Annotated in this window: 14 protein-coding genes; 5 read left to right on the top strand and 9 right to left on the bottom strand. The window is 42.9% G+C overall.

The window, feature by feature from the left end; genetic code table 11:
• Nucleotides 1-7 precede the first annotated feature (7 nt).
• Nucleotides 8-385: a two-component system response regulator gene (locus AB6735_RS04535; protein WP_370994657.1), complete on the top strand. Its 378-nt coding sequence runs from the start codon at nt 8-10 to the stop codon at nt 383-385.
• Nucleotides 386-404: 19 nt separating this feature from the next.
• Nucleotides 405-725 carry a single-stranded DNA-binding protein gene (locus tag AB6735_RS04530; protein WP_370994656.1) on the top strand — a complete coding sequence of 107 codons (321 nt, stop codon included), beginning with the start codon at nt 405-407 and terminating at the stop codon, nt 723-725.
• Between the two features lie 56 nt (nt 726-781).
• On the opposite strand, the gene AB6735_RS04525 is transcribed toward AB6735_RS04530, so the two are convergent.
• Nucleotides 782-1,375 carry a DUF4142 domain-containing protein gene (locus AB6735_RS04525; RefSeq protein ID WP_370994655.1) on the bottom strand — a complete coding sequence of 198 codons (594 nt, stop codon included), beginning with the start codon at nt 1,373-1,375 and terminating at the stop codon, nt 782-784.
• Nucleotides 1,376-2,092: 717 nt separating this feature from the next.
• Here AB6735_RS04525 and AB6735_RS04520 point away from each other — a divergent pair.
• The 3 genes from AB6735_RS04520 (at nt 2,093) to AB6735_RS04510 (ending at nt 4,705) form a co-directional block, all read left to right on the top strand.
• A complete protein-coding gene (locus AB6735_RS04520) occupies nt 2,093-3,175 on the top strand; it encodes a hypothetical protein (RefSeq protein ID WP_370994653.1) in 1,083 nt (360 codons plus the stop codon).
• A gap of 158 nt (nt 3,176-3,333) precedes the next feature.
• On the top strand, nt 3,334-4,149 hold the full coding sequence (locus tag AB6735_RS04515; protein WP_370994652.1) for a DUF6597 domain-containing transcriptional factor: 816 nt from the start codon (nt 3,334-3,336) through the stop codon (nt 4,147-4,149).
• A gap of 79 nt (nt 4,150-4,228) precedes the next feature.
• Nucleotides 4,229-4,705, top strand: coding sequence for a ketosteroid isomerase family protein (locus tag AB6735_RS04510; RefSeq protein ID WP_370994651.1), 477 nt, complete (start codon nt 4,229-4,231; stop codon nt 4,703-4,705).
• Nucleotides 4,706-4,758: 53 nt separating this feature from the next.
• Here the strand turns inward: AB6735_RS04510 and AB6735_RS04505 are convergent, their stop codons facing one another.
• The 8 genes from AB6735_RS04505 to AB6735_RS04470 all read right to left on the bottom strand — a co-directional run bounded on the left by AB6735_RS04505 (nt 4,759) and on the right by AB6735_RS04470 (nt 18,133).
• Nucleotides 4,759-6,264, bottom strand: coding sequence for a lipase maturation factor family protein (locus tag AB6735_RS04505; protein ID WP_370994650.1), 1,506 nt, complete (start codon nt 6,262-6,264; stop codon nt 4,759-4,761).
• Nucleotides 6,265-6,447: 183 nt separating this feature from the next.
• Nucleotides 6,448-7,557 (bottom strand): XdhC family protein, encoded by a 1,110-nt coding sequence (locus AB6735_RS04500; RefSeq protein ID WP_370994649.1) that lies wholly within the window; start codon nt 7,555-7,557, stop codon nt 6,448-6,450.
• Between the two features lie 28 nt (nt 7,558-7,585).
• Nucleotides 7,586-9,736, bottom strand: a complete 2,151-nt coding sequence (locus tag AB6735_RS04495; RefSeq protein ID WP_370994648.1) for a molybdopterin cofactor-binding domain-containing protein — start codon at nt 9,734-9,736, stop codon at nt 7,586-7,588.
• Nucleotides 9,737-9,765: 29 nt separating this feature from the next.
• Nucleotides 9,766-10,374, bottom strand: coding sequence for a cytochrome c (locus AB6735_RS04490; RefSeq protein WP_370994647.1), 609 nt, complete (start codon nt 10,372-10,374; stop codon nt 9,766-9,768).
• Nucleotides 10,371-10,841, bottom strand: coding sequence for a (2Fe-2S)-binding protein (locus AB6735_RS04485; protein ID WP_370994646.1), 471 nt, complete (start codon nt 10,839-10,841; stop codon nt 10,371-10,373). The genes AB6735_RS04490 and AB6735_RS04485 overlap by 4 nt, the downstream gene beginning before the upstream one ends.
• Before the next feature lie 307 nt (nt 10,842-11,148).
• Nucleotides 11,149-11,580 carry a MarR family winged helix-turn-helix transcriptional regulator gene (locus AB6735_RS04480; RefSeq protein ID WP_370994645.1) on the bottom strand — a complete coding sequence of 144 codons (432 nt, stop codon included), beginning with the start codon at nt 11,578-11,580 and terminating at the stop codon, nt 11,149-11,151.
• An 11-nt stretch (nt 11,581-11,591) separates the two neighbouring features.
• Nucleotides 11,592-14,876, bottom strand: a complete 3,285-nt coding sequence (locus tag AB6735_RS04475) for an efflux RND transporter permease subunit (RefSeq protein ID WP_370994644.1) — start codon at nt 14,874-14,876, stop codon at nt 11,592-11,594.
• 5 nt (nt 14,877-14,881) lie between these two features.
• Complete coding sequence (locus AB6735_RS04470) at nt 14,882-18,133, bottom strand: efflux RND transporter permease subunit (RefSeq protein WP_370994643.1); 3,252 nt, start codon at nt 18,131-18,133, stop codon at nt 14,882-14,884.
• Nucleotide 18,134 lies beyond the last annotated feature (1 nt).

The raw sequence follows: 18,134 nt of genomic DNA, 5'->3' as shown, positions 1-18,134 counted from the left end.
ATAAGTTATGGAAGAACTGAAAAAAGTAATGATTATTGATAATGATCTTGATGTACTTGATATAATGCAGGAAGCGCTTGTTTATGAGGGTTTTACTGTAACCGCTTACGAGCATACCAATAATATACTTTCTATAGTTGAACAGGAGAAGCCCGATGTGATTCTGATAGACTATTTATTGGAAGGAATCAATGGCGGCGAGATCTGCCATCAAATGAAAGTTAATCCCACTACGAGTGACTTGCCCGTGATTATAATCTCTGCCTATCCTAAAGTGATCCTGTCACTTGGAACCTATGGTTGTGATAAATTTATCGCCAAACCTTTTGACCTCGATGAGTTGGTATCCAGTATAAAAGATCTTCTTGTACCATTCCGGAATTAAAGTTTGCATTTTGATAAGTATGGGAATCAATAAGGTAATTTTAGTAGGATATGTTCATGACAGGGCACAATCAGGGTATCAAAATGATAATAGTAAACTTTTCCGGTTTCAATTTAAAACGCTTGAAAAAATATCAAAAAAATCAGGGGATGAATCCCATGAGGAATATCATATAATTCAAATCCCAACGCATCTGTTATTTGATGAAAAGGGCCTTTTCGGAGAAGATCAACTGATATGGATCGAGGGCAAACTTCAAACGAAAAGAAATGTTGGAATAGACGGGGTTAAAAGATATAGTACCGAAATAATGGTAACCCGGTATAACCTCATTGGTTAAACAAATTAAATGTACATCCAGTTCTAAAACCGTATAGACGGTAACTATTCAATAGCCTACCTTTTGTTCATTTTTTTGCTGATGCTTTCTATAGCCTGCAGATGCTTTTTAAGCATAGGGAGCGATTTATCAATGAATACCGTCATTTCTGGATATTTCACCTTTCCCCGCGCTTCCTCAAAAGCAGCTATATCTTTCTGATGATCCTTAACCATAGCATCCACATAAGCCTTATCAAAATCGGACCCTGATTTGGCTGACAATTGTGTTTTAAGCTTCTGCTCTTCGGAGTTGATAGAATCGGGCAGGGTTATCCTTTTACTTGAAGCTAATTCTTTCATTTCCATGTTAGCCATTGAATGATCTTTGACCATCATAGCCCCAAAGCTTTTAACCTGGGGATCAAGCGCTTTCTCCTGTGCCAGTTTACCGAGTTCAACTTCGGCCATGCCGCCGTTGGCCGCTTCTACAGCAAACTTTGCGTCAGCCCCACTGAGTTCCTTGTCGCCGGTCCCGCCATTTTTATTATTCAATGAATCAAATTTATTATTTACACTATCCGCTTTTTCGGTGCTATCTTTATTTGCGCCATGGCAAGCTGAAAGCAATGCAATAGCAGCCACCCAGATGATTTGTTTATATCTATTCATAACTACAATTTTTTATATCAAATACTGTATATAATCACAACTGTAATAAGAACACTGTTGATTTAAAGTGGTTTTTAAAATATTAAATTATTTAATTTATAATTAAATTACGTTGCTCCTTTTTTAATTTTTTCAACCTTCGATAATAAGGTTCAAGATCATTTAGCATTTCAGCACCATTGCGATTTTTACGTATTTACCACGCTGCCACGTGGTATTAATACCTTGAGGGGATTTATCACAAAATATACTTTTGTAATGCACCAATGTCTTATCTTATGAAAGTAAAAGGAGTGCGAAACACCACTTTGAAATGCGATGGCGAATGGTATAAGATTGTTATCAGAGAAGTTGATTTTATAAATGGTTATAAACTTGTCAAACTGTTGGTTAACAATCGCAGATACTGGGCGATAAAGAGTAGTTACAGCTGGAGGTTGATGTCTGATTACCCTGTTTCAAATACGCTTAGGGAAGCCTTATTGAAAAAAGTGGGTTCAAAAGATACCCCTGCATTGCGAATTGTATATAAATCCTCCCATTTAATATAGCCGGAACCCTTAGCCCTGATTGAAAATGTGAATTTACGCTTCGGTACCCGTTACTGTTTGGATTTTTACCATTATCCACCCAAAAGCCTCCCACGAAAGTGCGAGTTTTTTTGATTAATAATAAATTGCTTAAAAAGCCTATATTTAAGCCTACTAAACACTTATCATGGTAAATAATAAAATTGTCGCGTGCCTTGCACTTATCTTAACGTTGCTATTTGCTGCATGTAAGAAAAATGACTTCAAAAGTCTGTTAGCTAAGATCACTCCAAAAGATACTACAAAAACAGTTCCCAGGGATACAATTCCTAAAGACACAATCCCCAAAGATACAATCCCCAAATATACCGCGAATGTTTATGTAGGTGGCACAGTTTTCGATTCATTGGCTAATGCATACCAGGCTGTATACTGGAAAAATCAGGTTCCGGTAGTTCTTACACACATAAAAAAAACAGCGTCGGTAAACGCTATTACTGTGCAAGGCAACGATGTTTATGCGGCTGGTTATGTACAGGACGAAAATGGTAACTACATTGCAGCCTATTGGAAAAATGGGGTACAGGTAAATTTAACGGACAATACTACAAGTGCTTCAACGTCAGGTATTGCTGTACAGGGAAACGATGTTTATGTGACCGGATTTTTTGAGTTTAGCGCTGTTTACTGGAAAAATGGGCAAATGTTCGTCCTACAGGGTGTTAATGGGGGAGGCGGCTCGACAGAAGGCATGGTGATACAGGGATCCGACATTTATATTTCAGGAAATACCGGGGGGCGACCAACTTTTTGGAAAAATTTTGTACCCGCAGCACTCACCAATAGCCACCCTGGCTATGCGGGCAATATTGCGGTGCAAAACGGTGATGTATACGTAGCGGCCTCGTACCCAAATTTGAACAAAGCTTATGTTACTTATTGGAAAAACAGCATACCTGTTACATTAGGTGACGGGACGATAGCCATATTAGCCACCAAACTGGCAGTAAGCGGACAGGATGTATATGTAGCTTGTTTCACAGAAAAAGGTGGCGGCTATTTTAAGAATGATAAATTAAACTTCCTTTCCGGATCTGCTGCAGATGTATACGGGATTGCAGTAATTAATAATGATGTTTATATCGCCGGGCAATCTACTTATCAAAAGAAGTCGGTGCCAACGGTATGGAAAAACAGCATACCGATATATCTTTCAGCCCCGATTGGAAAAAGTGGCTATTTATCGTGCATTGCAGTTACGCCGTTATAGGTGTATCGTTATTGTTTAAGTATTTCGACCTGTGTAAATTTGTAACCTTAGGGTCTCTCGCAGAGAACTCTGAGAGGACTAATGCGAGCTCCAAAATATCTAACTTTATTTAAAATGCCTCTGTTTTATATTAACTTAGGTATAGCTATTAGTTATATATGCGCTACAGAGAATTTAGTCCGAATAGCTTTTTAAAAAATTACGTACAATGTTACTTTGTATGTGAAACAGATACTGCTGTACTTACCCAGGATAAAGTTTTCGCGACAGGTTTCATCGAGATCATGTTTAATTTGGGAACGGATAGTCCGCAACAACTCATTAACGGTGATCTAATAACTCAGCCCGATGTCCAGCTGTGGGGGCAAACTATCCAGCCATTTACTTTTACCTCTTTCGGAAAGCATACTATGTTTGGCGTTCGGTTCTTTCCACATACTGCGGCTTGCTTTTTTAATGAACCGATAGAAGAGTTTAATGATCAGGTAATTGATTTTAAAGACATAGCAGGGAAGGAGGCCGTTTGGCTGCATTCGAAATTATGGGAAGCTAAGTCTATAGATCGGAGAATTGAATTAATAGAAAAGTTTTTACTGCAAAAGCTTTCGCTTTCCCGGAATAAATACACCAGATTGGCGCTGGTTAACAGTATTATGCATGATTTAAACCAAGATAACTTTTTTGAAAATATGAATTCAGTGGCGTCCAGATATGGTATCTCATCGCGTTACCTGCAAAAAATATTTTTAAATTATTCTGGTCTTACCCCAAATCTGTTTAGTAAGATAGCCCGGTTTCAGAAAAGTATTCATCTGGTTGCTGGCAAAGATTCATCGCTTACGGCAATCGCGCATCAATGTGGCTATTTCGATCAGTCGCATTTTATAAAGGACTTTAAGTTTTTTACGGGTTCAACACCCTCTCAGTTTTCTCCTGAAAGCTCAAGCGATTTTTTTGTAACTCTCCATAATTGACTGTTCCGTTTTTTACAATTTATATTCTTTTTGTGGTGGTAGTTTTGTTTTAATTATTTAATCAATTAATTGAAAGATCATGAAACAAAACAACCTGATATTAGCTATTGCATGTATTGCCCTTTTTTTCGTTTATAACAATTGCCGGGCTCAGATCACCACAAGCCCAGGTTTAGTTGCAGTTAAAAAGGCCATTGAAAACACCAACACGCTTTATTTTAACCTGTTTGAAAAAAACGACAAATCCATCGTGAACATTTATACCGAAGATGCAAGTTTGTTAGCTCCTAACACGCCTCCTATAACTGGAAGAAAAGCGCTTGAAAAAGATTTTGAAGACACGTTTGCAGCAGGAAAGGTTAAAGGTGTGAAGTTTCAAATCAGTAATGTTTATGGCGACGGCAAAGAATATGTGACCGAGGAAGGTACCTGGCAGGTTTTTGATCTGCAGGGAAAACTTCTGGACGATGGTAAATACTTAAAACTGTGGAGAAGAACCAAGATGGGCTGGAAGATATTCAGAGATTTGTTTAACAGTAACCACAAGGCGCAGTAAATTTCTGTAGCCAGAGATATTTTGAATAAGAAAGAGTTGAGGATTCCCCAAATTCAGGGAAGCCAACGCTGTCCTCTCAGAAAAGCGACCAGTTGTTTATTGTCCGCGGTTAAAACCGGCATCCAATCGCCAATGCGTTCCCGGGTCCAGTATTGCCCCTGTGGATTGCCATTCCCTGCAAACCGGTAACGGTACAATACTGCGCGGATGTAGCGGGGCGGCTTTTTTGGAAAAGGATTGTTGGCAAACAAATCAACCGCCTCCGGGTCATTGTGCAGCAGCTTCCATACCAGGTTATAGGTCCAGGGATACTGTTCGGCTGTGGACATCGAAGCAAACCACATTTGCCAGTCCAATCGTAATTGGTAAGGTGCGATCTGGGGCGGCCGCTTATTCAGCAATACCGGCAAACCCTTATAAATATAGGATTTCCAGTGTGCTTTATTGTTAAGGGTATCCTCCATCGTTCCTTCAAATACCACGTTCAGCCGTTCCTGTCCCACGCTGCCAAACGCGCCATAAGTATTTACCAGATCAAGCGGGTCAAACGATGTGTTCATGACCTGGTTTGGTGATAACATGTTAAGTGCCGGCTGTAGGCTGAGTAACACTACCAAACTGGTAACAACCCAGACAGTGACCTGCATGTGTTTGGATTCTTCGGCCTTGCTCGCGGCAGCCTCGCTTTTACGGACGAGCTTGCCTGGCAGAAATTTCGACCAAAAGCTATCATCAAAACAGGCTAAAGCCGGTATAATCGTCAGCCAGTTTAAAAACGAAAGATTACCGCTTAGAATAATAGCGAACTGAAACAATACAATTATTGATCCGGCAATATGTCGCGATAGCCGTGGCCACCAGATAAACCAGGGGGCCACCAGCTCGGCCAGCCAGTTAAACCAGACGCCGATTCTCAATAACGCATGAGGTAAAAAATGGAACCACCGGGTCAGCGGACCGGGAATGGGTTGTGTTTCAAAATAGTAATAAAGCGCGGTTGCATTACGCCAGGTCGCATCACCGCGAAACTTGATCAGCCCGGCACCAAACATGATGCGGAAGATAAGCCACCGGAATAAAATAATAATGAGTACAGGAGGTGGCCGGTTAGGGAATGGCCGCAAATCCCATAGCGGGGAAAGAAAGATTGCCAGAAAACCGGTCTCCGTTAGCTGAATTTCCCAACCATAGCCATACCAGTCTTGCCCTATGTGAACGATGCTCAGGTAAATGAACCACAAAATACCCAGCAAAGGCGCATTGGCATAGCCTGACACCACAATGACGGAGAGGATAAAACCCGTCCAGGCCGCCATTAGCAGGGCCGTATCTGAATGCCAGAACCAAAACAAGGAGGGCAAGCGTATAAAACCAGCGCCTATTGAACCAAGTGCTGTACTTACTTGCTTCAGATAGAGATCCGCTGGAAGCAAGCCCTTAGACCCTATTAACGGAACGAGCTGATTAATGGCGATCAGGAACGCTACCGCATAAACCAGCCCCAGTAAGCGGAGTATCATAAAACGGGTAAGCCAGTAGGAAGGTGCTCGGTTTTCCATGCCTTGAGCAGTTAGCCATTTTTAATATAATACAAAAAAATGAGCTGATTGTTATTTCTTCACTGCATAACCCTTGTATGAATATTCATATCGTTGTTCTCAACTAAAAGAAAATTTTCATCGAACTCAGCAGACCCGGGTTAATTTATTTCTGCTGGAAGTATAGGCGTTAGGTAATGCCATTTAAATGCTATGAATAAGGGTGGTTTTATATTTTAATGATCTGCCATTCCGCTTGGTGAATACGGCTTTGATTTCCGCGATAATGGATAGCGCGATCTCTTCGGCAGTTTCAGATCCTATATCCAGACCTACAGGGCCGTGGATAGTTTCCAGATTGCGTTCTGTTATGACAGCCCCATTCTCCTCCAGTTCATCCAACATGCGTTCCAGTTTTTTCCTGGGACCCAAAATTCCAATATAGGAAGGGTTTACAGGTAAAAGGTCTTTCATAAACGCAATCTCATAGTTATAGTTGTGAGTCATCAGTACAAAAGCCGTCCACTCGTTTATTTCCAGGCTCTCCAAAACTTTTTCCGGTTTGGCAATCACCAGTTTTTTGGCTGATGGGAAGCGTTCAACGGATGCATAATTGGGCCTGCCGTCAACAACTGTGATATTCCAGCCCAATATGGCCGCCATCCGGGTTAAGGGAATAGCATCATTCCCGGCCCCAAGTATTACCAGTGAGATCAAAGGTTTAATACACTCTACAAATGCTGTATAACCTTGGTAAGCCGTAATAACAGAGCGCCGGCTGTTCAATGCGTTTTTGGCGTCTTCCAGTAATTCATTTTTATAGGGCAAAATCGCTAAGCCATTTGGCAGAATTTGATCATTTGTGAGGTATAAACAAGAGCCTGGCTGTGGTGCTTTCCGATCTTCAAGAGAAAATAAAGTAACCAGAACGGCGTTATCCCTCGCGGTAATCGCGGCTTTTAACAGGATGATCGGGTTTATCTTATGATCATTAACAGGCTCGATGAGGATATGTATAATGCCATTACAGCCCAGGCCAACACCCAGTTTGGCGTCATCATCGTCCATTGTATCATAAGTAACCAACAAAGGCTCCTGCTGCATGATCACCATTCTGGCTTTGCGCAAAGCATCGCCTTCCAGGCATCCACCGCTAATAGCACCTGTTAATTGTCCGTCTTCTGTGATCAGCATCCTGGCCCCGGCTCTGCGATAGGCAGATCCTTCCACAAGCACAACAGTGGCTAACGCGGTTTTCTTTCCCTCTTTTACAGCGATTTCATAAGCCGCTACAATGTCTATAATTTCTTTCATTCTTAAACCGGCCGACCTATCGATTATTTTAAACAGCGTTTAAATTAAATGGCAGCTTCCTTATTCTTTTGCCGGTTAAATCATAAATGGCATCTGTAAGTGCTGGCGCAAATGGCGGCAGGCCTGGTTCGCCTACACCACCTGCGTCCGCAGTATTATCCATAATGTGTACTTCCACAGGTGGCATATCACTCATGCGCGGCATCAGGTAGTCGTAAAAATTATTTTGCTCAACTAATCCGTTTTTAAAAGTGATCTCATGTATGGTTGCTGCGCCAAGAGCCATCACGATGGAACCTTCTACCTGTGCTTTGATGATATCCGGATTAACGTACCAACCGCAATCCATCACCGCCCAAACTTTGTCGATCTTAATTTTTCCTTCCGGATTTCTTGATACCTTTACCACATGCCCAACGGTAGTTTCAAAACATTCGGTAATCGCTACGCCGTATCCCTGGTTCTTTTGCCTTGATTTCCAACCCGACACTTCCTCTATTCTGTCAATAAGTTTTTGGCAACGCTCATCTTTCAAATATTTTCTGCGAAAATCAAGCTGATCCTGTCCTGCTAAAACCGCCACCTCATTCATGAAACTTTCATAAGCAAAGCCATTGGTCGATGCATAAACCGAACGCCACCACATATTGGGTAGGGGCATTTCATAAGGCACATCGGCAAAACTGATATTTTTAATGCTATCATAATAAGGCTTTAAAAAGCCTTCCGATGTACTTCCATTCGCTTTACCTCTTGCAGGCCCATTCCAATGATCGATATTTTGCCCTGCCATTTTAAATTTTAAGGCAGTGATGTCGCCATTTTCAATGGCTCCCTGGCCCCTGTAGGAGATACCTGCACGATAAGGGCCCTGTTTTATATCATCTTCTCTGCTCCAGACAACCTGAACGGGTGCGCCAATTTCTTTTGATATCAAGACAGCCTCGTAGGGGTAGTCCAGGAAAGCTTTTCGTCCAAATCCACCGCCCAAAAAAGTCATATTAACGATCACTTTTTCCTTTGGCATATTGAATTTGCTGGTAATATTACCCAGTACCCAATCGGGGGCCTGTATCGGTCCCCATATCTCAATTTTATCGGGTTGGTAATGGGCCACGCAATTTAATGGTTCCATGGCGGCATGCGACTGATATGGGGTTTGATAGATCACATCTATCTTTTTTGTAGCCTGCGTTAAGATGCTATCCGGATCGCCCTGCTTTTTTAAAAAAAGCCCCTCTTCTTTTTTAAGCAATTCCTCGTGGGCTTTATAAATATCACTGGTATTTACATGCTCAAAGCCAGTGTCGTCCCATTCAACATGTAATGCTTTTCTGCCCTGCATAGCTGCCCATGTTGAATCGGCAATTACCACCACGCCATCACGGGTAGTGTTAAAAACCATCATTTGTATTTTAAATACCCGTTTAACGCCCGGAACTTTTAACGCAGCTGAATCATCAAAGCTTTTTACCTTTCCGCGCAGCCTGGGATTACGTTCAACCGATGCATATAACATTCCGGGTAGTTTTTTATCTAAACCGAAGATAGCGCCGCCATTGGTTTTCATAGGCGTATCGAGCCTTTGAAGCGGTTTGCGGATCAGTTTATATTCCGAAATATTTTTGAGTTTCACCTCTTTTGGCGGTGAAAGCTTTGATGCATCAGCTACCAGTTCACCATAATTGAATTTTTTGCCCGAAGGCTTATGGATCACATGCCCTGATTCGGCATAGCACTCACTCGCAGGAACGTTCCATTTATTTGCTGCTGCAGTGATGAGCATTTCACGAGCGGTTGCACTTAGTTTTAATAGCTTTTTATAGGAACCTCTAATAGTAGAACTGCCGCCGGTGATCTGACTTCCATATTTAGTAGGATCGCCTATGGCAAATATAACATCGATATCTTTAAGGTCAACTTCCAGTTCTTCTGCAATAATTTGCGGCACAGACTGATAGGAACCTTGTCCCATTTCTGCACGATGGTCCGTCAGGGTAACCTTACCATTCGTGTCGATACGCATCCAGGCATTGAATTCAAACGCTGACTGGTCTGCTGCCGATATTAACTGTTCCTTTTTTGCATTCGCTGGAAAATAAAAACCTAAGCAAAGCGCGGTTCCGGCAAAACCGGATACTCTTAGGAAATTTCTTCTTGATATTGCCTTAGTTTCCATAATGGCTACTGTGTTTTGTTTGAATCCTTTTATTTTGCTTTAGCCGGTGGGGCATAAGCGCCCTTAGCTATCCATAAACGTACCTGCGCGGCAAAAGCCGGCCTGCTCATTGGCGGTAGAGTACGGCCATCGCCCGGATGCCAGGCCCAACCAACCAGATCATCATTGGCCATATGGTCAATTAGCTGTGTTTTGCTGCGTCCGCCATTCTGTTTGGGGTCAAGAAGCTGTAATGCTAACTGACGCGGTGTACGCCCCTGGAATACCATACGCATATTAGCAGGCGGCAGCCCCCATTTAGGATTTCCAGGAGGCATGTGCAGCCCTGCCGTATTTTCTGCCTGGTGGCAATTGCTGCAACGTACAGAATAAAGACCTTTTCCATCAGCCCCCCGCTTAACATTCATTGTATGGATGTGGCTATCGTCACCTTGTAAAGGTGCATCACCAGCTGGGTGACAATTCATGCAGCGCGCACTTTTCAAAACTCTATAAACAGACATAAACGCTTTTACCGAGCCAATACTGTCTTTGGGTAAAGCAGGATATGTGTTAGTTTTTACCGCTTCTGTTTTGAATGATAACTCCGCAATAGCTGCAATAGCCAGTACCATACCTAAAAAGATGAGTTTTTTCATAGCCGGGCTCCTTCTGTTTGCATTGCCGCAGCTTTATGTATAGCAGCACGGATACGCTGATAAGTTCCGCAACGGCAGATATTTCCCGACATGGCATCATCAATATCCTGATCGGTTGGGTCGGGTTTTTCACGGAGCAACACCGCTGCTGACATGATTTGCCCGGATTGGCAATATCCGCACTGCGGAACGTTCATCTCATTCCAGGCCAGTTGTAATGGATGATTATTATTCGCTGAAAGCCCCTCAATAGTCACAATATTTTGCCCTGCTGCCCGGTTTACTTTGGTGACGCAGGAGCGTACAGCTTCCCCGTTCAGGTGTACCGTGCAGGCCCCGCATTGTGCGGCCCCGCATCCATATTTTGTACCGGTTAAACCAAGAATATCCCGAATTACCCAAAGGAGCGGCATGTTTGGGTCAGCATCTACATCGTGGTGTTGACCATTAACTGTAATATTGATCATAAGCAAATGGTTAGTTAAGTAAATTTAGCCTAAAAATTCCAATATAAATATCGATTGATTTATGTTTTTCTGATAATGATATTCAAATAAAAAATTAAGCTTTTCAAAGAGCTTTTAGCTCAATCTTAAAAGCGTCGCCGGATTGCACACATACTTGCGCATGTCCAATAAACAGGAGGACATTTATTAAGGATAGAAGTATGGCTTTTTGTTGAATTTTAAATCTGCTGTTAAATATTCATGGTGGATATTTTAAACCACGACACATTTAACAGCAGATAATTTTGACTGTCATCTGGAAAATGTTTCAGTGCTTGTTTTTTGTCAGGTTTTGCATTATCGCTTCAGCTACTTCGAAAAAAGTATCCAGTTTTTCTTCGCTGATACCTGTGTTAGCCAATTCATTTACCTGTTTTATTTTTGTTTCGATAAAAGGAATTGAAACTAAGGCATGAGGGGACAAAGAAATATAGTGCTGACGCCTGTCGGCCGGATTCGTTTTCACGATCAGCATTTTTCTTTGCTCCAATGAAAAAACAATATTGACTACTCTCGATTTATCTACATGCAGCAGTTCTGCCAGTTTATTTTGTGTGATAGGTCCCTTCTGTTTAGCAAGGATCAATAATACCTCAAAGTGATGATTTACTTTAATTGGTGATAACTCTTTAGCAAGGTTCTTGTTATATAAATTATTGATCAGTCTTAAATTTTCTGATATCAGCTGGGTGTTTTTCATGGGTTGCTACACTAATGGTTATTTTCCTTTCCTGTTTGTTTGTCTGCATTATGTTTGGCGTTAGCTTCGGCTATATCGTATTCCAATTCGGGATCGATGTTCTGAGCCTCTACTTTCCGGGCTTTTTCCATTAATTCTTCATGATGCTCTTGTAAATAAGCCAGTTGTTTTTTGCCGTAGGAAAAACGGGTAAATAAAACAAAGAGAACCGGCACAATAAATATGGAAATGGTTGATGACGCGATCATCCCACCCAAAACAGTAACTCCTATGGTATTTCTTGATTCGGCACCTGCACCAGTTGCCAATACAAGCGGTAGTACACCTAAAATAAATGCCAGAGAGGTCATGATGATGGGACGTAAACGCAGGCGTACAGCTTCGAGTGTCGATTTGATTAGTTCCTCTCCACGGTCAACCCTTATCTTGGCAAATTCAACAATGAGGATCGCGTTTTTTGCCGAAAGACCAATCAAAGTGATCAATCCTATTTGGGCATATACGTTATTGGTGATGGTAGGCACTATGGTAAGCGCCAGGATAGCGCCAAAGGCACTGATAGGAACCGCAAGCATCACCGAAAAAGGAACCGACCAGCTTTCGTACAATGCGGCCAGGAACAGAAATACAAAAACGATGGAAAAGAGGAAGATATACACCGTGGTTGAGCCCGCTTTGATCTCCTCATAACTTAAGCCCGAAAATTCATAGGTGTAACCACGCGGTAATGTTTTCGCAGCTAATTCTTTTAACGCCTCTATAGCCTGACCACTGCTGTAGCCTGTAGGTATAGAACCATCAACTTCAGCCGAACGGAAGATATTAAAGTGCGTTATCAACGGTGCCGCTACGATGGGTTTGTAACTGATCACGGTACTTAAAGGCAACATTTGTCCGGCAGAATTATGCACATAATACTTGTTCATATTGGATATAAGCGCGCGGTAAGCGGTATCCGCCTGTACAACTACGTGGTAGGTACGGTTATATAAGGTAAAGTTATTGACGAATAAACTACCCATATAAGCCTGCATGGTTGAAAAAACATCCGAAATATTAATGCCCAGCTTTTCGCACTTTTCACGATCGACATTAAGCTCATAGCTTGGCGTATGTGCCGAAAAATAGCTATAGGCCCCTGCAGTGGCCGGATTGGTCTTTGCCGCTGCTACAAACTTTTTAACCACTTTTTCAAAAGCATAAATATCGTCGGTGGTATTTCCCTGCTCAATCTGCATACTAAAGCCGGCCGCCTGACCAATACCCCTGATGGGCGGAGGTTGAGCCACCACTACGTTGGCGTTCTTGATACCCGCTTTAGCGATCTTTTGTTTGATCACATTCATGAGTCCGGGTACCCTGGTATTCGGGGTGGTACGATCATCCCATGGGGTAAGCATACAGAACATGGATCCGTTGTTGGAGTTGGCCCCACCATTCAATATGTTAAAACCAGATATGGCTGTATAATGCAATATACCAGGCGTTGAAGCTACTATTTTCATCAACTTCTCCATCACATTAACGGATTGAATAGTTGATGATGCCTCGGGCAGTTGATAGGTCACATATAAACGTCCGCCATCCTCTGCGGGTACAAACCCTGATGGTTTAAGTCTGAACATGATATAAGTGCCCGCGCAAATACACACCAGTATGATCACAATATACCTTGCCCCTTTAATGCTACGGTGAACACCGTTAGTATATTTAAGCGTTGCTTTTTCAAATACATGGTTAAAGCGATCAAAGAACTTGGTAAGCCAGTTTGACTTTGCTGTTACCGGAGGAGTTGGCCTTAAAAGCAAGGTACAAAGCGCCGGTGTTAATGATAATGCAACAAAAGCCGAAAGAATAACAGATATGGCGATAGTGATGGCGAATTGCTGATACAAACGACCTACAATACCCGGAATAAAGCCTACAGGTACAAATACCGATGCCAGGATCAATGCTATCGCAATTACGGGTGCCGCGATCTCCTTCATAGCCTGATAGGTAGCTTCCTTTGGCGACAAGCCCTTTTCGTCTATATAATGCTGTACCGCCTCTACCACAATAATGGCATCATCTACCACAATACCAATGGCCAGTACAAAGCCAAACATGGTTAATGTGTTGATAGTGAACCCCAGCGGTATAAAAAATATAAAGGTTGCCAGGATTGATACCGGAATGGCCAGTAAAGGTATCAGCGTTGAACGCCAGTTTTGAAGAAATAAGAATACCACAATAGCCACCAAAGCCAATGCTTTAACCAGGGTGCCTATTACTTCCTGCATCGATACCTTAATAATGGTTATCGATTCGAAAGGCACCACATAATCCACATCTTTTGGGAAGGATTTTTTTAGTTTGGCAAGCGCCGCGTAAACATTCTCGGCGGTTTGCAGTGCATTACTTCCTGGCGATTGATATACCTGTATAGTTGATGCCCGGTTTCCATCCACAAACGCGTTGCTGGAAAAAGTGAACTTGCCCAGTTCAACCCTGGCCACATCTTTGAGGTAAACTAACTGACCGGTTCCAGGTATGCTTTTTACCACAATTTTTTCATAGTCCGAAACTTTATTCAGCATTCCGTTAACCAAAATGCCTGTTTCAAAAGTTTGCGACGATTGTTGTGGCGGAGCGCCGACTGAACCTGCGGCAACATAAACATTCTGGGCGTTCAGCGCTGCTGTAACATCGGCCGGAGTTAAACTATAAGATGCCATTTTATCCGGATTCATCCAGATCCGCATACTGAAATTATCAGTACGTGCACTAACATCTCCCACACCAGGAACACGGAGTATAGCATCCTGGATAAACGTATTGGTATAATTATCCAGGAAGGTAATGTTGTGAGTTTTTTTAGGTGAGTAAATTGCGACCAACATCAATTGGTCGGGGTTACTGGCACGTACAGTCAGGCCCAGTTTACTTACAACCGAAGGTAATAAGGGTGCGGCAATACCAACCCTGTTTTGCACGTTCAACGCTGCGATATGTACGTTTGTGCCTATTTTAAAGGTAACCCTTATACCCATGCTGCCGCTGTTGGTATTGGTGCTGGTCATGTATTCCATACCGGGCGTGCCGTTTACCTGTTCTTCGATAGGTGTAGCTAAATTTTGCTCAACTGTTTGAGCATCGGCACCGGTATACGATCCGTTTACCGATACGCTTGGCGGCGATATATTGGGATATTGATCAACCGCGAGGTTGAACAGGCAGATCAATCCCGCTATCATTAAAACTAATGAAATAACAATTGCGGTTACCGGCCTTTTTATAAATGTATTTGAAACCATCCTTGTTAGCTTTTATGTAATTCACGGGATTTTTCAATCTCATATTCCAGTTCCGGATCAATATTTTGAGCTTCAACTTTTCTTGCTTTTTCCCGCAGGTTTTCTTTATGTGTTTGCAGGTATTCGAGCTTTTCTTTACCATAAGAAAAACGGGTTATCAATACAAAAAGAACAGGTACAATAAATATCGCCAGCGTTGAAGCCGCGATCATACCGCCTAAAACGGTAAAACCGATAGTCCTTCGTGCTACCGCACCCGCGCCTGTGGCCAGTACCAATGGTAATACACCTAAAACAAAGGCAAGTGAGGTCATGATGATGGGGCGTAAACGAAGGCTCACAGCTTCCAGTGTTGATTTGATCAACTCTTCGCCCATATCCACCCTTACTTTGGCAAACTCCACAATCAAGATCGCGTTTTTGGCCGCGAGACCGATCAATGTGATGAGACCAATTTGGGCATATACATTATTAGTTAAACTCGGCACCAGGATTAGGGCAAGAATTGCACCCATAGCACCCACAGGTACGGCCAGCAGTACGGAAAAAGGAACCGACCAGCTTTCATACAATGCCGCCAGGAAGAGGAATACGAAAGTGATAGAAAAGAGGAATATATAAATGGTGGTTGAACCCGCCTTGATCTCCTCATAACTCAAGCCCGAAAACTCATATTCGTAACCCTGCGGTAAAACTCTTTTAGCCAGTTCCTGCATGGCTGCAATGGCTTCGCCGCTGCTATGACCAGGTGCTGCAGAGCCATCGACTTCGGCAGTACGGAAAATGTTGAAGTGCGAGATCAGCGGTGGCGCGTCAACCGGTTTGTAACTGATGAGCGTACCCAGCGGTACCATATCACCAGCCTGGTTACGCACATAGTATTTATCCATGTTTCCAACTACCTTTCTAAAGGCTGTATCGGCTTGTACCACTACGTGGAATGTGCGGTTGTAGGTGGTAAAATCATTGATATAAAGGCTGCCCATGTAGGCCTGGATAGTGGTAAACACATCAGCAACATTTACACCCAATTTTTCGCATTTCTCCCTGTCTACCGTTAAGCTGTAATTAGGCGTATGGGCTGTATAAAAGCTGAATGCTTTGCTGATGACCGGGTTTTTATTGGCCTCGGCCACAAAGTTTTTCACTACCTTTTCAAAATCCTGTAGATTATCGCTAGTATTACGCTGCTCTATCTGCAAACTGAAGCCTACAGTTGTACCAATACCCGGAAGGGGAGATGGCTGAATCACTTCCACGTTGGGATCTCTTATACCGGCATCGGCAATACGTTTTTGCAACTCGCCGATAATTCCGGGCACTTGTTCGGTGGATTTACTGCGCTCGTCCCAAGGGGCAAGCTGGCAATAAATGGTACCGTTGTTAGAGTTACTGGCATTGGTTACCACGTTAAGACCGGATAGGGCCGCATAGTGGGCTACACCCGGTGTCGACCCGATAACTTTCATGAGTTTCGACATCACATCAACGGATGCAGCGGTAGAAGATGCCGGTGGCAGTTGAAAGGTCACATACAGGTTGCCATCATCTTCAGACGGAATAAAGCCCGAAGGTTTATGCTGAAACATAAAATAAGTCCCAACACAAATACACGCCAAAATGATCACTACAAAACGCGATGCTTTGATGCTCTTTCGCACACCCTCGGTATAACTGGCCGTTACCCGGTCAAACCAACTGTTAAATTTAAAGAACCATTTATTGATACCTTTTGCTTCTTTATCAATATGTGATGGTTTCAGTAATAGGGTACACAGTGCCGGCGTTAACGAAAGCGCTATAAATGCCGATATGATCACCGATATGGCGATGGTAATAGCGAATTGCTGGTATAAACGGCCCACAATACCCGGGATAAACCCAACCGGGACAAATACCGCCGCTAATATCATCGCGATGGCAATTACCGGTGCCGAGATATCCTTCATGGCCTGGTAGGTAGCCTCTTTGGCTGACATGCCATCATGATCAATGTAGTGTTGTACAGCTTCTACCACGATAATGGCATCATCCACCACAATACCAATCGCCAGTACAAAACCGAACATGGTTAGGGTATTGATGGTAAAGCCTAAGGGAATAAAAAAGCAGAATGTACCAAAAATAGATACCGGGATAGCCAATACCGGGATTAGTGTTGATCGCCAGTTTTGCAGGAAAAGGAATACCACAACGGCAACCAATGCCAGGGTTTTTAATAACGTACCCACCACATCTTCCATAGATACCTTAACCACGGTAACCGATTCAAAAGGAACTTTGTATTCTACATCCGAAGGGAAATTAGTTTTCAATTTGGCCAGCGCGGCATACACACCATTGGCGGTTTCCAACGCATTGCTGCCCGGTGCCTGGTAAATTTGCAGATAGGATGCTTTATGCCCATCGACAAAGGAGTTACTTGAAAAAGTGAATTTGCCCAGTTCAACCCGGGCAACGTCTTTCAGATATACCAATTGACCCGTTGCCGGTACAGTTTTTACAATAACTTTTTCAAATTCCGATACTTTGCTCAAGCGACCGTTAACCAGGATACCTAACTCATAAGTCTGACTCGACGCTTGCGGCGGCACACCTGCCGTACCGGCTGCTACCTGCACGTTTTGCGCGTTAAGGGCGTTGATCACATCCTGCGGGGTTAAGCTGTAAGCGGCCATTTTATCCGGGTTCATCCAGATCCGCATACTGAAATCATCCGTAAACCGGTTGATACTGCCTACACCAGGTACGCGCAATAAGGCATCCTGAATAAAAATGTTGGTGTAGTTATCCAGAAAGGTGATGTTATGCGTTCCTTTCGGTGCATAAATAGCTACCATCATCAGCATACTGGGGTTAACCGCGCGAACGGTAAGGCCGAGCCGGCTTACTACGGCTGGTAACAAGGGAGTAGCAATACTCACCCTGTTTTGAACATCAAGCGCGGCAACGTCAATGTCTGTCCCCATTTTAAAAGTTACATTCATGCTCATTTGCCCGTTATTGGTGTTATTACTTTGCATATATTCCATGCCTGGAGTTCCGTTTACCTGTTCTTCAATAGGGGTGGCCACGGTTTGTTCAACGGTTTGCGCATCGGCACCGGTAAACTGACCGTTCACCTGTACAATAGGCGGCGTAATATCCGGATACTGATCTATCGGTAAAAGCAGTATACTTACTGTACCGGTAATAATCAGTACAATAGATATAACTATAGCAGTTACAGGTCTTTTAATGAAGGTATTAGCAATCATA

Origin of the sequence: Mucilaginibacter sp. RCC_168, from assembly GCF_041355315.1 — a bacterium.
In the GTDB taxonomy this organism is placed as follows: Bacteria; Bacteroidota; Bacteroidia; order Sphingobacteriales; family Sphingobacteriaceae; genus Mucilaginibacter.
The sequence above is the reverse complement of the archived record's forward strand: the minus strand, read 5'-3'. Positions and strand labels throughout refer to the sequence as shown.

Coding starts and splice junctions, on each gene's coding strand:
- AB6735_RS04515 (WP_370994652.1), top strand. CDS start 3,334: ATGCGCTACAGAGAATTTAGTCCGAATAGCTTTTTAAAAAATTACGTA.
- AB6735_RS04500 (WP_370994649.1), bottom strand. CDS start 7,557: ATGAAAGAAATTATAGACATTGTAGCGGCTTATGAAATCGCTGTAAAA.
- AB6735_RS04510 (WP_370994651.1), top strand. CDS start 4,229: ATGAAACAAAACAACCTGATATTAGCTATTGCATGTATTGCCCTTTTT.
- AB6735_RS04490 (WP_370994647.1), bottom strand. CDS start 10,374: ATGAAAAAACTCATCTTTTTAGGTATGGTACTGGCTATTGCAGCTATT.
- AB6735_RS04505 (WP_370994650.1), bottom strand. CDS start 6,264: ATGGAAAACCGAGCACCTTCCTACTGGCTTACCCGTTTTATGATACTC.
- AB6735_RS04495 (WP_370994648.1), bottom strand. CDS start 9,736: ATGGAAACTAAGGCAATATCAAGAAGAAATTTCCTAAGAGTATCCGGT.
- AB6735_RS04475 (WP_370994644.1), bottom strand. CDS start 14,876: ATGGTTTCAAATACATTTATAAAAAGGCCGGTAACCGCAATTGTTATT.
- AB6735_RS04470 (WP_370994643.1), bottom strand. CDS start 18,133: ATGATTGCTAATACCTTCATTAAAAGACCTGTAACTGCTATAGTTATA.
- AB6735_RS04525 (WP_370994655.1), bottom strand. CDS start 1,375: ATGAATAGATATAAACAAATCATCTGGGTGGCTGCTATTGCATTGCTT.
- AB6735_RS04535 (WP_370994657.1), top strand. CDS start 8: ATGGAAGAACTGAAAAAAGTAATGATTATTGATAATGATCTTGATGTA.
- AB6735_RS04485 (WP_370994646.1), bottom strand. CDS start 10,841: ATGATCAATATTACAGTTAATGGTCAACACCACGATGTAGATGCTGAC.
- AB6735_RS04520 (WP_370994653.1), top strand. CDS start 2,093: ATGGTAAATAATAAAATTGTCGCGTGCCTTGCACTTATCTTAACGTTG.
- AB6735_RS04480 (WP_370994645.1), bottom strand. CDS start 11,580: ATGAAAAACACCCAGCTGATATCAGAAAATTTAAGACTGATCAATAAT.
- AB6735_RS04530 (WP_370994656.1), top strand. CDS start 405: ATGGGAATCAATAAGGTAATTTTAGTAGGATATGTTCATGACAGGGCA.